The sequence below is a fragment of the Pseudomonas sp. 25 R 14 genome (genome assembly GCF_900004755.1).
Lineage (GTDB): Bacteria > Pseudomonadota > Gammaproteobacteria > Pseudomonadales > Pseudomonadaceae > Aquipseudomonas > Aquipseudomonas brenneri.
Genome location: NZ_CVTS01000039.1, coordinates 110,432 through 123,499, shown reverse-complemented (window position 1 = coordinate 123,499; position 13,068 = coordinate 110,432). Strand labels below are relative to the sequence as shown.

The window sequence follows — 13,068 nt, the reverse complement described above, 5'->3', positions numbered from 1 at the left end:
GGCCTCTATGACGGAGCCGTTTTTGCCAGGCGTCATTGGCCAAACCAGTCAGCCACATTGAAAGCTTTGACCATTGTCCCTGTGCCGCTCTGGCGCCACTATTTGCGCAGGTTCACCCCGCAAAAGCACGCCCCCAAAAACAACAAAAGACACAGGGATTTGCCACGATGCGCGATTATTTGGCTGCTACCACCCAGTTCAACTACCAGCAAACCGTCGAGGCCGCACTGGCCGGCCACCTGCAAGGGCTCAACGCCTGCGTCGAGTGCTGCGACCGGCACGCGCTGCCGGGGCGGATTGCCTTGTTCTGGGAGGGCAAGGATGGCCGTAGTGCCACGTCCACCTTCAGCGACCTGCAAGACCAGGCGGCACGTTTGGCCAACTTCCTGCTGGCCCAGGGCGTCAAGCGCGGCGACAAGGTTGCCGGCCTGTTGCCGCGCACCGCCGAACTGCTGGTGACGGTGCTTGCCACCTGGCGCATCGGCGCGGTCTATCAACCGTTGTTCACCGCGTTCGGTCCCAAGGCCATCGAGCATCGCCTGAACAGTTCCGGGGCGGCGCTGGTGGTGACCGACGCGGGCAACCGCAGCAAGCTGGCCGAAGTTGCCGATTGCCCGACCATCGTTACCGTGGCCGGTGCCAAGGGCGAAGGTATTGTGCGTGGCGATTTCAGCTTCTGGGCCGAGTTGCCCAACTATTCCAATGTTTGCGAGCCGGTCCTGCTGGGCGCCGATGATCCCTTCCTGCTGATGTTCACCTCCGGCACCACCGGCCCGTCGAAAGCCCTGGCCGTGCCGCTCAAGGCCCTGGTCGCGTTCCAGAGCTACACCCGCGACGCCGTGGACTTGCGCCCTGAAGATGCATTCTGGAACGTCGCCGATCCGGGCTGGGCCTACGGCATCTATTTCGGCGTGGCCGGGCCGTTGTCCATGGGCCATCCGATCACCTTTTACGATGGTCCTTTTACCCTGGAAAGCACCTGCCGGGTCATCAATAAATATGGGATCACCAACCTCACCGGCTCACCCACGGCCTACCGCCTGCTGATTGCCGGCGGCGAGCAGTTCGCGCGCTCGATCAAGGGCCGGCTGCGCATCGTCAGCAGCGCGGGCGAGCCGCTGAACCCGGAAGTGATTCGCTGGTTCGCCGATAACCTGGGCGTGACCATCCATGATCACTACGGCCAGACCGAGTTGGGCATGGTCCTGTGCAACCACCATGGCCTGGAGCACCCGGTGCATATCGGTTCCGCCGGCTTTGCCTCGCCGGGGCACCGCATCGTGGTGCTGGACGACAACTATCAAGAATTGCCCGCCGGCCAGCCGGGCATCCTGGCGATCGACCGCGAGCAGTCGCCGATGTGCTGGTTCGCTGGCTACGAGGGAGTCAAGACCAAGGCTTTTGTTGGCAAGTACTACTTGAGCGGCGACACCGTGGAGCTCAATCCCGATGGCAGTATCAGTTTTGTCGGGCGCAGTGACGATGTGATCACGACCTCCGGCTACCGCGTGGGGCCGTTCGATGTGGAGAGTGCATTGGTCGAACACCCAGCGGTGATCGAAGCGGCGGTGGTCGGCAAGCCGGATGCGGAACGCACCGAGCTGGTCAAGGCGTTCGTGGTCATCAACAGCCAATACCGTGCCGACGCCGAGTTGGCCGAAGAGCTGCGCCAGCACGTGCGCAAGCGCCTGGCGGCACACGCTTACCCACGGGAAATCGAATTTGTCAGCGACTTGCCCAAGACCCCGAGCGGCAAGCTGCAACGTTTTATTTTGCGTAACCAGGAAATCGCCAAGGTCCAGGCAGCGACCACGGCTTGATCCCTTTTTAAGGAAACAATGATGCAGATTGAAAACAAGGTATTTATGGTCAGCGGCGGCGCGTCGGGCCTCGGCGCGGCGACTGCCGAAATGCTCGTGGCCGCTGGCGCCAGGGTGATGCTGGTGGACCTGAATGCCGAGGCCGTGGCGGCCCAGGCCACAAAACTGGGCGCGCAGGCGCGCAGCGTGGTGGCAGATATCAGCCAGGAAGCAGCCGCCGAAGCGGCCGTGCAAGCGACCGTTGCGGCGTTTGGCGGTCTGCATGGGTTGGTCAACTGCGCAGGCGTGGTACGTGGCGAGAAAATCCTCGGCAAGAACGGGCCGCATGCCCTGGCCAGTTTTGCCCAGGTGATCAACGTCAACCTGATCGGCAGTTTCAACCTGCTGCGCCTGGCTGCGGCAGCCATCGCTGAGTCCGAGGCCAATGCTGAGGGTGAGCGCGGCGTGATCATCAACACCGCTTCGGTGGCGGCCTTCGACGGCCAGATCGGCCAGGCGGCCTACGCGGCGTCCAAGGGTGCGATTGCCAGCCTGACCCTGCCTGCCGCGCGGGAGTTGGCGCGCTTCGGTATCCGCGTCATGACCATCGCCCCGGGCATTTTTGAAACGCCGATGATGGCTGGCATGACCCCAGAGGTCCGCGACTCGCTGGCGACCGGCGTACCGTTCCCGCCACGCCTGGGCAAACCGGCCGAGTACGCTGCACTGGCACGGCATATCATTGAAAACAGCATGCTCAATGGCGAGGTGATCCGTCTCGACGGTGCCTTGCGCATGGCGGCCAAGTAAGGAGGATTTGTCATGACTCAGCTCCACGATCCGATTGTTATCGTCAGCGCCGTGCGCACCCCCATGGGCGGCTTTCAGGGCGACCTCAAGGGCCTGACCGCGCCGCAACTGGGCGCCGCTGCGATTCGCGCCGCTGTCGAGCGCGCCGGTATCGCCACTGACGCAGTGGATGAAGTGCTGTTCGGTTGCGTACTGCCCGCAGGCCTCGGTCAGGCCCCGGCCCGCCAGGCTGCACTGGGCGCCGGGCTGGATAAGTCGACGCGCTGCACCACCCTCAACAAGATGTGCGGGTCAGGCATGGAAGCGGCGATTCTTGCCCATGACTCGCTGCTGGCCGGCAGCGTGCAAGTGGTGATCGCCGGCGGCATGGAGAGCATGTCCAACGCGCCGTATCTGCTGGACCGTGCGCGCAGTGGCTACCGCATGGGCCATGGCCGGGTTCTCGACCATATGTTCCTCGACGGCCTCGAAGACGCCTATGACAAGGGTCGCCTGATGGGCACTTTTGCCGAAGATTGCGCCGAGGCCAATGGCTTCACCCGTGAAGCCCAGGACGCATTTGCCATTGCCTCGCTGACCCGTGCGCAACAGGCGATCAAGGCTGGCAGCTTCAGCGCCGAGATCGTCCCGGTGCAGGTCACCGTGGGCAAGGAACAAAAAACCATCACTGACGACGAGCAGCCGCCCAAGGCCAGGCTGGACAAGATCGCCACTCTCAAGCCAGCGTTTCGCGAAGGCGGTACGGTGACGGCGGCCAACTCCAGTTCGATCTCCGATGGCGCGGCAGCCTTGCTCATGATGCGCCAGAGTGAAGCACAGCAGCGTGGGCTCAAGCCGTTGGCGGTGATCCATGGTCACGCCGCGTTTGCCGATGAGCCTGGGCTGTTTCCGGTGGCGCCGGTGGGGGCGATCCGTAAATTGTTGAGCAAGACCGGCTGGAGCCTGGGCGATGTCGACCTGTTTGAAATCAACGAAGCCTTTGCCGTGGTCAGCCTGGTCACCATGAGCAAACTGGAAATCCCCCACGACAAGGTCAACGTTCACGGTGGCGCTTGCGCCCTGGGGCATCCGATTGGCGCATCGGGCGCACGCATCCTTGTGACCCTGCTCTCGGCCCTGCGCCAGAAAGGCCTCAAGCGCGGTGTCGCGGCAATCTGCATCGGTGGCGGCGAAGCTACGGCCATGGCTGTCGAGTGCCTGGATTAAGGAATTGATATGTTGCCCAATGACGAACAACTGCAAATCAGCGACGCGGCCCGGCAATTTGCCCAGGAACGACTGAAACCGTTCGCTGCCGAGTGGGACCGCGAGCACCGTTTTCCCAAGGAGGCCATTGCTGAAATGGCCGAGCTGGGCTTTTTCGGCATGCTCGTGCCGGAACAGTGGGGCGGTTGCGACACCGGTTACCTGGCCTATGCCATGGCCCTGGAAGAAGTCGCAGCGGGGGATGGCGCGTGCTCGACCATCATGAGCGTGCACAACTCGGTCGGTTGCGTACCGATCCTCAAGTTCGGCAATGACCAGCAGAAAGAGCAGTTCCTCAAGCCCCTGGCCAGCGGCGCAATGCTCGGTGCATTCGCCCTGACCGAGCCCCAGGCCGGGTCTGACGCCAGCAGCCTGAAAACCCGTGCCCGCCTTGAGGGCGATCACTACGTGCTCAATGGCTGCAAGCAGTTCATCACGTCCGGGCAGAACGCCGGGGTGGTGATTGTGTTTGCCGTGACGGACCCGGCGGCCGGCAAGCGCGGGATCAGCGCGTTTATCGTGCCGACCGACTCGCCTGGCTACACGGTGGCGCGGGTCGAGGACAAGCTTGGCCAACATGCATCCGATACCTGCCAGATCCTGTTTGAGGATGTGAAGGTGCCAGTGGCCAACCGCCTGGGCGAAGAGGGTGAGGGGTACCGGATTGCCCTGGCCAATCTGGAGGGCGGCCGCGTGGGCATTGCCTCGCAATCGGTGGGCATGGCCCGCGCGGCGTTTGAAGCCGCTCGTGACTACGCGCGTGAGCGTGAGAGTTTTGGCAAGGCCCTGATCGAGCATCAGGCCGTGGCGTTTCGCCTGGCAGACATGGCCACCCAGATCGCCGTGGCCCGGCAGATGGTGCATTACGCCGCGGCCCTGCGCGACAGTGGTCGGCCCGCGCTGGTGGAGGCGTCCATGGCCAAGCTGTTCGCCTCGGAAATGGCCGAGAAAGTCTGTTCTGCCGCCTTGCAAACCCTGGGCGGATACGGTTACCTGAGCGACTTCCCGCTGGAGCGGATCTACCGTGATGTGCGGGTCTGCCAGATTTATGAAGGCACCAGTGATATTCAGCGCATGGTCATTTCGCGCAATCTTTGAAGAGGAACGGATCGATGAGTTACCAAACCATTTTGCTCGACGTTCAAGGCCGTGTCGGGCTGATTACCCTCAATCGCCCCGAGGCCCTGAACGCCTTGAACGCGCAACTGGTCAGTGAAGTGAACCAGGCCCTGGACAGCCTGGAAGCCAACCCCGAGATTGGCTGCATTGTGTTGACCGGTTCGAAAAAAGCCTTTGCCGCCGGTGCCGATATCAAGGAAATGGCCGAGCTGACCTACCCGCAGATCTACCTCGACGACCTGTTCAGCGACAGTGATCGCGTGGCTAACCGACGCAAGCCGATCATTGCCGCAGTCAACGGCTTTGCCCTGGGCGGCGGTTGCGAGCTGGCCTTGATGTGCGATTTTATCCTGGCCGGTGACAACGCCAAGTTTGGCCAGCCGGAAGTCAACCTCGGCGTGCTGCCGGGCATGGGCGGCACCCAGCGCTTGACTCGCGCGGTAGGCAAGGCCAAGGCCATGGAAATGTGCCTGACCGGGCGCTTTATCGATGCGGTGGAGGCCGAGCGTTGTGGCGTCGTGGCGCGGATCGTGCCGTCGGACGAACTGCTGGAAGAGGCGCTGAAGGTCGCTGCGCTGATCGCCAGTAAATCGGTGCCGATCAGCATGATGGTCAAGGAAAGCGTGAACCGCGCCTTCGAGGTCAGCCTGTCGGAAGGTGTGCGCTTTGAACGCCGGGTGTTCCACGCGGCCTTTGCCACCCAGGATCAGAAGGAAGGCATGGCAGCATTCGTCGCCAAGCGCGCGCCCGAATTCAAAGACAAATAACCTGCCGATCTTGCCCTTTGTAGGCGCGAGCTTGCTCGCGAAAAACGTCAACGATAACGCGTACTGCCTGATAAAACGCGGTGTTCTGACGTTCTTCGCGAGCAAGCTCGCGCCTACAAGGGCATGTGCGCGGGTGCCAAAGCGTTTCATCGCCTGTAACATGAGCCCCAATTTTCAGGTTTCAGGAACCCGTCATGACCCAGAAGCAACGCTTGATTTACTCGATTCTGATTTCGCTGGTCGTCCTCGGCACGATGTTTGGCCTGTCCTATTTGCAGAACACTGGCGCCATCAGTGAGAAGACGTTCCAATACATCGCCATTGCCGTGGCGGTAATCGTGGTCGTGATCAACGGCATCATGCGCCGCAAGGTCAAGCCTGGCCGTTGAGTCAGGCGCCGGCGGCCAGTACCTTGGCGGCCTCTTCATGGAGGCTGTAGCTTTTGTCGTTGTTGAGGGTGATCACACCCTCGCTGCACAGGCGCTTGAGCACCTCGCGCACACTCAAGAACGATAACGGGATGCCCAGCTCCAGCAAATGGCTGTGCACACCCCGTACACCCAGCGTGCGGCCGTTGTCGGCGGCGGTGAGCAGGGCGTCGATCACCTTCAGCCGGATCAGGCTGGTACGCAACCCAAAACACTTGAGCAAATGCCGGATGCGTTGGTTGCCTTGATGCTCGGGTGCCTTGGCGAAGGCTTGGTTACCCGGGCCAAAAGCGGCGTCGTGGGCCATAGAATGTCCGTCCGTGGGCAGTTGCGGGTTGTACATGCAAAAACTCCTTATCAGAGCCTGATCAGGAAAATGATGGTGCTCTCTAAGTAATAAGACGTATGAGCGGCGCAAATCATGAAGTCCAATGTGTATAAATTTTGTCAGTAACAGCGCTGTCACATTCCTGGTGCCTGGAAATAATCGGCACGCAGACTAAATTTTCTCGATTTTTTACGTCTCTATCGGTGGGTTGGCGCTGGCAGGCCGGCTTCGCCTTGGGCGTTTAATTTGGCTTGATGATGGGGTCTGCGTGATTATTTCCAACGGGTTGTCCAGGGTGTGCGTGGCGGGTGTGTTGCTGGGGGTGAGCCTGTGTGCGACGGCTCGCCAGGTGAGCGAAGTGCAGGCGGGTGCGATGAGCGCTGATATCCGCCGCACTGCTTTTGGTATCCCGCATATCCGTGCCAGCGATGAGCGTGGCCTGGGGTATGGCATCGGCTATGCCTATGCGCAGGACAACCTGTGCCTGCTGGCCAACGAAGTGGTGACGGTCAATGGTCAGCGTGCCCGCTATTTCGGCGCCGAGCAGGCGACCCTGGAAGAGCGTAACAACCTGACCAGCGATGTGTTTTTTACCTGGCTCAACACCCCCCAGGCGGTGGCGGCTTTCTGGAAGGCGCAGACCCCGCAGGTGCAGCAGCGTCTTGAGGGGTATGTGGCGGGGTACAACCGTTATCTTCAGGAGCGCGGGGCAACGGGGCGGCCGATGCAGTGCCAGGGCGCCTGGGTGCGGCCGATCAATACCGCAGATCTGGTGAAGTTGACCCGACGGCTGTTGGTGGAAGGCGGTGTGGGGCAATTCGCCGAGGCGTTGGCAGGGGCGACGCCGCCCCAGCCTGGCGTGGCGGTGCAGGGTCGTGCGCGGGCGTTTGAGGTCGCCACGTTGAATCAGCAACGCTTCACCCTGGATCGCGGCAGTAATGCCGTGGCGGTGGGCGGTGAACGTTCGTTCAACGGGCGCGGCATGTTGTTGGCCAACCCGCATTTCCCGTGGATTGGCGGCATGCGCTTTTATCAGATGCACCTGACCATTCCTGGCCAGTTGGACGTGATGGGCGCCGCCTTGCCGGGCCTGCCGGTGGTCAACATTGGTTTCAACCAGCATGTGGCCTGGACGCACACGGTCGATACGTCCAAGCACTTCACCTTGTACCGCTTGACCCTGGACCCGAAAGACCCGACCCGGTACCTGCTCGATGGCAAGTCGATCCCCATGCAGAAAACCCAGGTAACGGTGCAGGTCAAGGGCGCTAAGCCTCACACTCAAACGGTCTACAGTTCGCAGTTCGGGCCGGTGGTGCAATGGCCAGGCAAGCTTGACTGGAACGGGCAATACGCTTTCAGCCTGCGCGATGCCAACCTGGGCAACGACCGTGTGCTGCACCAGTGGTACGCGATGAACCAGGCCCGCAGCCTCAAGGACTTGCAGGCCTCGGTGCACACCCTGCAAGGCATTCCGTGGGTCAACACCCTGGCGGCGGACGACCAGGGGCAGAGCCTGTATATGAACCTGTCGGTGGTGCCCAACGTCAGTGCGAAAAAACTGCAGCAATGCAGTGACCCGCGTGCCGGCCTGCAACTGATCGTGCTCGACGGTGCCCACAGTGCCTGCGCCTGGGACATTGACCCGCGTGCGGCGCAGCCGGGGATTTTTCCGGCGGACCAACTGCCGCAACTGGAGCGCAAGGACTATGTGCAGCACTCCAACGATTCGGCCTGGATGGCCAACCCCAAGGCGCCGTTGACCGGTTACTCGCCGGTCATCAGCCAGGATCAGATTGCTCTGGGCGCGCGTGCGCGTTTTGCCTTGCAGCGTTTGCAGGACCTGGACAAGCAGCCGATCAGTAGCGCTGACCTGCAACACATGGTGCTGGACAACCAGGTGTATCTGGCCGATCAGGTGATGCCGGACTTGCTCAAGTTCTGCGCACAACAGACGGATGCATCCTTGAACACCCTGTGTACCCATCTCAAGGACTGGGACCAGAAGGCCAATCTCGACAGCGGCCTGGGCCTGGTGCATTTCATCCACGTACTGGAGCAGATGCAGCAAGTGCCGGATGTATGGCGTGTCGCGTTTGACCCGCGCAGCGCGCAAACCACGCCACGGGGGCTCGCCATCGAGCGACCGGAGGTGGCCAAGGCGTTGCGTGAAGCGATGCTGGCGTCAGTCGCACAGGTGACCGAGCTGGGGTTGAAGGCAGGCACTCGTTGGGGCGATATCCAGGTGTCGGGCAACACCCCGATGCATGGTGGTCCGCAGGAACTTGGGATCTACAACGCGATGCAAAGCGTGCCCAGGGCAGATGGCAAGCGTGAGGTGGTCAGCGGCAGCAGTTACTTGCAGATCGTCACCTTTGACGACAACGGGCCGAAGGCTGAAGGGGTATTGGCGTTCTCACTGTCCAGCGACCCGGCGTCGCCGTATTTCAAGGACCAGACCCAGGCCTTCTCCGAGAAAAAACTCAGCCCATTGCCGTTTACTGAACAACAGATCAAGGCGGATCCGCAGTATCAACGGCAGGTGATCCACGAGTAGGGGATTTATTCGGCGAGCAGTTGCGTCACCGCTGCGAAGGCCTGGTCATGCCGCGCTTGCCAATCCCCACCCAGCACCCGGTACGGCTGGTGATGCTGCTCCAGCCAGTCGCGGCTGGCCTGGAAGAACGCTTGGCGGTCAGCCAGGTTCGGCTGGCAGCGCTGACCATCGGCGGTCCAGCCAATGCCTTCGGGCGACAGCAGCAGATGCAGGTCGTAATGGCGTGCCAGCAGCGCGTCGTCGAGCCACGCGGGGGCATCACCAAACAGCGTCAGGCTCCATAGCTTGTTGGTCAGCAGGTTGGTATCGAGGATCAACAGCTCTGGCGCTTGGGCACGGCCCGCATCCTCCCAGGCCAATTGGCCTCGGGCGATTTCGGGGATGTCTGCCAGGGTGGTATCACGCTGGTAGTGGTCGATGAAATACCGCACGTATTCCCCCACCAGCACCGCACCGAAATGCGCCTGTAATTGCTCGGCCAACCAGCTTTTGCCGCTGGACTCGGGGCCGGCCATCACCAGCACCTTCATGTGCGCAGCGCCGGGTCAGCACGCCATTCCCGCCAGCCCTGCACGGCTATCACGGTGAACAAGGCGTAGAGTGCCGCTGTCAGGTACAGCCCTTTGTAGACAAACAGGCCGACAAAAATCACATCGACCACGATCCACAGCGCCCAGCATTGCACGCGTTTTTGCGCCATCCACATTTGCGCCACCAGGCTGAAACCGGTCAGCGCAGCATCCAGCCAGGGTTGTGCGGCATCGGTCCAATGCGCCATGGCGGCGCCCAGCAACAGGCTGCCGGTTGCGCCAATGGCCAGGCTCAGGAGGATCGATGGGGTGCCGAGGCTGGTGACCTGCCGCCCTTGCCGCACTTCACCCGCGCGCGTCCATTGCCACCAGCCGTAGACTTGCAGGCCGGCATAGACCACTTGCAGCAGCATGTCGGAATACAGCTTCACTTCGAAGAACACCCAGGTGTACAGCAGCACCATGACCAGGCCGATTGGCCAGCACCATGGGTTCTGTTTGACTGTCAGCCAGACGGCAATCACCCCCAGCGCGGCGGCAAACAGTTCAAGCCCGGACATGGGATTCCTTGGAAGAGTCGAAGAGGAGGGCGATTGTACCCAACCTCCCGGGTAAAATCCTGTTGTGGCCGCGGCGGCTTTGGCGACATTGTGTAGGAGCGAGCTTGCTCGCGAAGGACGTCAACGATAACGCGTATTCGCTGGGTAAACGCGGCGCTTTCAAGTGCTTCGCGAGCAAGCTCGCTCCTACAGGGCTTGCCCGCATCTAAACCTTGAATTGGCGCAGCAGGCTGTTGAGCTCTTCGCTCAAGTCCTTCAAATGCACACTGGCCACGCTCGATTGCTGTGCCGCCAGCGCGGTGCTGTGGGACAGGCCGGCCGCCTGGGTCACGTTCTGGTTGATGTCTTCCACTACATGGGCTTGTTGCAGGGTCGCGCTGGCAATCGAGGCGTTGAGGCCGTTGAGGTTGCGCAGGGCCTGGCCAATGGCGGTCAGGCTGGCGCCCGCCTGGCCGGCTTGTTCGATGGTCAGTTGCGAAGCCTGGTGACTGTCGCTGATGACCTTGACCGCGGCTTCGGAATGCCCTTGCAGGCGTTCGATCATGCTCTGGATCTCGGCGGTGGATTTCTGCGTGCGCTGGGCCAGCAGGCGTACTTCGTCGGCCACCACGGCAAAGCCGCGACCCTGTTCGCCGGCGCGGGCCGCCTCGATGGCGGCGTTGAGGGCCAGCAGGTTGGTCTGGTCGGCAATCGAGCGAATCACCTCCAGTACGCCGCCAATCTGTGTGCTTTCGGTGGACAAGGTGCGGATGACATCCACGGCCTGGCTGATGGTGCCGGACAGTGCATCGATCTGTTGCAGGCTGCCGTCGATATTCACCTGGCCCTGTTCGGCCTGGGTCTGGGCGTCGCGCATTTCGCTGGCGGCGTGTTCGGCATTCTTGGCCACGTCCTGCACGCCGTAGGTCACCTCATTGATCGCGGTGGCCACCAACTCCATCTGCTGGGACTGCTGCTGGCTGCGGTCATGGGCCTGGCTGGCGTTGCTGCCCAGTTCGGCGGACGACTGGCCCAGGGCATTGGCGCAGACCTGCAACTGGCTGACCACCTGGCGCAGTTTGGCGGTGAACGTATTGAAGTGCCGGGACAGTTGGGTGACTTCGTCCTGGCCGTGGGTGTCGAGGCTGCGGGTCAGGTCGCTTTCGCCGCTGGCGATATTGGCCATGGCGTGTACCGCTTCCTGCAGTGGGCGCACGATGCTGCGGGCAATCAGCACCACCAGCAGGGCCATGATCAGTGCAATGCCCAGGCCGACGAGGGAGGCTTGCCACACCTGGCCACGGAACTGCGCCTGCACATCATCCACGTAGACGCCGGAGCCAATGATCCAGCCCCAGGGTTCGAACAACTGGATATAGGAGGTCTTGGCCACCGGTGCATCCGCGCCGGGTTTCGGCCAGCGGTAGTCGACCATGCCGGCGCCCTTGGCCTTGGCCAGGGTGACAAATTCGTTGAACACCGCAAAACCGTCCGGATCGCGGATGGCCGAGAGGTTCTGGCCGTCGAGCTTGGGGTTGGCCGGGTGCATGATCATTACCGGCGTCAGGTCATTGATCCAGAAGTAGTCGTCCTGGTCGTAGCGCAGGCCGCGTACCACACTCAGGGCTTGCTTCTGCGCGGCTTCGCGGGTCAGTACGCCGGTGGTTTCGAGGCCGTGATAAAAATTCAGAATCCCGCTGGCGGTCTGCACCACATGCTGGGTCTGCTGGCTCTTGGCCTGGTAGAGATCGTCGTGGATCTGCTTGAGCATCAGCAAACCCAGGGTCAGCAACATCAACACGGCGACTATCAGGATCATCCAGAGGCGCCGGCTGATCGACATATTGCGCAAACTATTCATAGTCATGTCACTCCGCGTTCTTATAATTGTCAGTGCTGCATTGATCGGCCAGTGATAACGCGAAGCGCAATTCGGGCTTGTCTGATAGGCTTTCGGCCCGGAATCAAAAAACCTGAGTCCTGCCTGATTTTTCACACAAATTCTGCAGTTCAGCCTTGATCCTGCGCGCGGCCTTGCAGCGTGCTCATCGTTAGTGAACACCTAGAAAATATCAACGAGGCATGCCGTCGCATGACCTTTTGGGGGAATAATGGATCTTTGGACCGCCTTTCAGGCACTGATACTTGGCATTGTCGAAGGGCTGACGGAGTTCTTGCCGATCTCCAGTACCGGGCACCAGATCATCGTCGCCGACTTGCTCGACTTCGGTGGCGAACGCGCCATGGCGTTCAACATCATCATTCAACTGGGTGCGATCCTGGCGGTGGTCTGGGAGTTCCGACGCAAGATTCTCGACGTGGTAATCGGCCTGCCGACCCAGCGTAATGCGCAGCGCTTCACCATCAACCTGCTGATCGCGTTCATGCCGGCGGTGGTGTTGGGGGTGATTTTCGCCGACCTGATCCATGAATACCTGTTCAACCCGATCACCGTGGCCACCGCGCTGGTGATCGGCGGGGTGATCATGTTGTGGGCCGAGCGCCGCGAGCATCAAATCCATGCTGAAACGGTGGATGACATCACCTGGAAAGACGCCTTGAAAGTGGGCTTTGCCCAGTGCCTGGCAATGATTCCGGGTACGTCGCGTTCCGGCGCGACCATTATTGGCGGCCTGTTGTTTGGCCTGTCGCGCAAGACGGCCACCGAATTCTCATTCTTCCTGGCGATGCCGACCATGGTCGGTGCGGCAGTGTATTCGGGCTACAAGTACCGTGAACTGTTCCAGCCTGCGGACCTGCCGGTGTTTGCCGTCGGCTTCGTGGTCTCGTTCATTTTCGCGATGATTGCGGTGCGCGGTTTGCTCAAGTTCATCGCCAGCCACAGCTACGCGGTGTTTGCCTGGTATCGGATTGCATTCGGTCTGCTGATCCTGGCCACCTGGCAGTTCGGCTGGATTGACTGGGCGGCGGCCAAGGCTTGATGAA

General features: G+C 61.4%; 12 protein-coding genes. 8 read left to right on the top strand and 4 right to left on the bottom strand.

Annotated features, from left to right (window positions below; genetic code table 11):
- The first annotated feature begins 167 nt into the window (after nucleotides 1-167).
- The 6 genes from BFQ03_RS12330 to BFQ03_RS12305 all read left to right on the top strand — a co-directional run bounded on the left by BFQ03_RS12330 (nucleotide 168) and on the right by BFQ03_RS12305 (nucleotide 6,129).
- Nucleotides 168-1,820, top strand: coding sequence for an AMP-binding protein (locus BFQ03_RS12330; RefSeq protein ID WP_032860533.1), 1,653 nt, complete (start codon nucleotides 168-170; stop codon nucleotides 1,818-1,820).
- Between the two features lie 21 nt (nucleotides 1,821-1,841).
- The gene (locus BFQ03_RS12325) at nucleotides 1,842-2,609 is read left to right on the top strand and encodes an SDR family NAD(P)-dependent oxidoreductase (protein WP_065943239.1); all 768 of its coding nucleotides are present in this window, start codon (nucleotides 1,842-1,844) and stop codon (nucleotides 2,607-2,609) included.
- A 12-nt stretch (nucleotides 2,610-2,621) separates the two neighbouring features.
- A complete protein-coding gene (locus BFQ03_RS12320; protein ID WP_065943238.1) occupies nucleotides 2,622-3,815 on the top strand; it encodes an acetyl-CoA C-acyltransferase in 1,194 nt (397 codons plus the stop codon).
- Nucleotides 3,816-3,824: 9 nt separating this feature from the next.
- On the top strand, nucleotides 3,825-4,952 hold the full coding sequence (locus BFQ03_RS12315) for an acyl-CoA dehydrogenase (protein ID WP_032860527.1): 1,128 nt from the start codon (nucleotides 3,825-3,827) through the stop codon (nucleotides 4,950-4,952).
- Between the two features lie 14 nt (nucleotides 4,953-4,966).
- Nucleotides 4,967-5,740, top strand: a complete 774-nt coding sequence (locus BFQ03_RS12310) for an enoyl-CoA hydratase (RefSeq protein ID WP_032860525.1) — start codon at nucleotides 4,967-4,969, stop codon at nucleotides 5,738-5,740.
- A gap of 194 nt (nucleotides 5,741-5,934) precedes the next feature.
- Nucleotides 5,935-6,129, top strand: a complete 195-nt coding sequence (locus BFQ03_RS12305; protein ID WP_032860524.1) for a hypothetical protein — start codon at nucleotides 5,935-5,937, stop codon at nucleotides 6,127-6,129.
- 1 nt (nucleotide 6,130) lies between these two features.
- Here the strand turns inward: BFQ03_RS12305 and BFQ03_RS12300 are convergent, their stop codons facing one another.
- A complete protein-coding gene (locus tag BFQ03_RS12300) occupies nucleotides 6,131-6,511 on the bottom strand; it encodes a hypothetical protein (RefSeq protein ID WP_032860521.1) in 381 nt (126 codons plus the stop codon).
- A gap of 253 nt (nucleotides 6,512-6,764) precedes the next feature.
- Here BFQ03_RS12300 and BFQ03_RS12295 point away from each other — a divergent pair, with 253 nt between their 5' ends.
- On the top strand, nucleotides 6,765-9,053 hold the full coding sequence (locus tag BFQ03_RS12295; protein WP_065943237.1) for a bifunctional acylase PvdQ: 2,289 nt from the start codon (nucleotides 6,765-6,767) through the stop codon (nucleotides 9,051-9,053).
- A gap of 5 nt (nucleotides 9,054-9,058) precedes the next feature.
- Here the strand turns inward: BFQ03_RS12295 and BFQ03_RS12290 are convergent, their stop codons facing one another.
- The 3 genes from BFQ03_RS12290 to BFQ03_RS12280 all read right to left on the bottom strand — a co-directional run bounded on the left by BFQ03_RS12290 (nucleotide 9,059) and on the right by BFQ03_RS12280 (nucleotide 11,983).
- Entirely contained in the window at nucleotides 9,059-9,583 is a 525-nt protein-coding gene (locus BFQ03_RS12290) for an AAA family ATPase (protein ID WP_032860517.1), read from the bottom strand.
- Nucleotides 9,580-10,143, bottom strand: a complete 564-nt coding sequence (gene pnuC / locus BFQ03_RS12285) for a nicotinamide riboside transporter PnuC (RefSeq protein ID WP_032860515.1) — start codon at nucleotides 10,141-10,143, stop codon at nucleotides 9,580-9,582. The genes BFQ03_RS12290 and pnuC overlap by 4 nt, the downstream gene beginning before the upstream one ends.
- Before the next feature lie 205 nt (nucleotides 10,144-10,348).
- Nucleotides 10,349-11,983, bottom strand: coding sequence for a methyl-accepting chemotaxis protein (locus tag BFQ03_RS12280; protein ID WP_032860513.1), 1,635 nt, complete (start codon nucleotides 11,981-11,983; stop codon nucleotides 10,349-10,351).
- A 250-nt stretch (nucleotides 11,984-12,233) separates the two neighbouring features.
- Between BFQ03_RS12280 and BFQ03_RS12275 the strand changes: the two genes are divergently transcribed.
- Nucleotides 12,234-13,064 (top strand): undecaprenyl-diphosphate phosphatase, encoded by an 831-nt coding sequence (locus tag BFQ03_RS12275; protein WP_032860512.1) that lies wholly within the window; start codon nucleotides 12,234-12,236, stop codon nucleotides 13,062-13,064.
- Nucleotides 13,065-13,068 lie beyond the last annotated feature (4 nt).